Origin of the sequence: Massilia sp. CT11-108 (assembly GCF_047302915.1) — a bacterium.
GTDB classification, from domain to species: domain Bacteria; phylum Pseudomonadota; class Gammaproteobacteria; order Burkholderiales; family Burkholderiaceae_D; genus Telluria; species Telluria orientalis.
In genome coordinates this window covers 1-347 of record NZ_JBKYMO010001357.1, presented here as the reverse complement: position 1 = coordinate 347, position 347 = coordinate 1, and the positions used below count along the sequence as shown (strand labels likewise).

The 347-nt window shown below is 70.0% G+C and carries 1 protein-coding gene; it reads right to left on the bottom strand.

Going from position 1 to position 347, the window contains the following annotated elements; all coding sequences use genetic code 11:
* Window positions 1-88 precede the first annotated feature (88 nt).
* Window positions 89-347: hypothetical protein (locus ACEN88_RS34780; protein WP_413346970.1), on the bottom strand; the 259-nt coding region annotated here is incomplete at its 5' end.

The window sequence follows — 347 nt, the reverse complement described above, 5'->3', positions numbered from 1 at the left end:
AAGCCGCGGCGCGTGATGGTGACGACCTTCGGCAGCACGCGCATGCCCGTGCATGCGTTCGATGGTTGATCTTTCATGTGAACCTCTTTCAATGGGACAGGGTGGGAAAATGGACCGGCGCGGGGCCGGGCGGCCGCGGGGGGAATGCGTCGGACGCGGCGCCCAGCACGTCGGTGAGCATGTGGTGCAGGCGCTCGGCCAGTACCTCCGCCAGCACGGGCGCGCCGAGCTGCTGGGCGAACGACGTGGTGCAGTCGTCCAGCAGCGCCGCGTCGGCGGATTCCTGCCCGAGCGCGCCGCCCGACTGGTCGCTGCTGTGCGGCGCGATCAGCGTCCCCGACGTCATC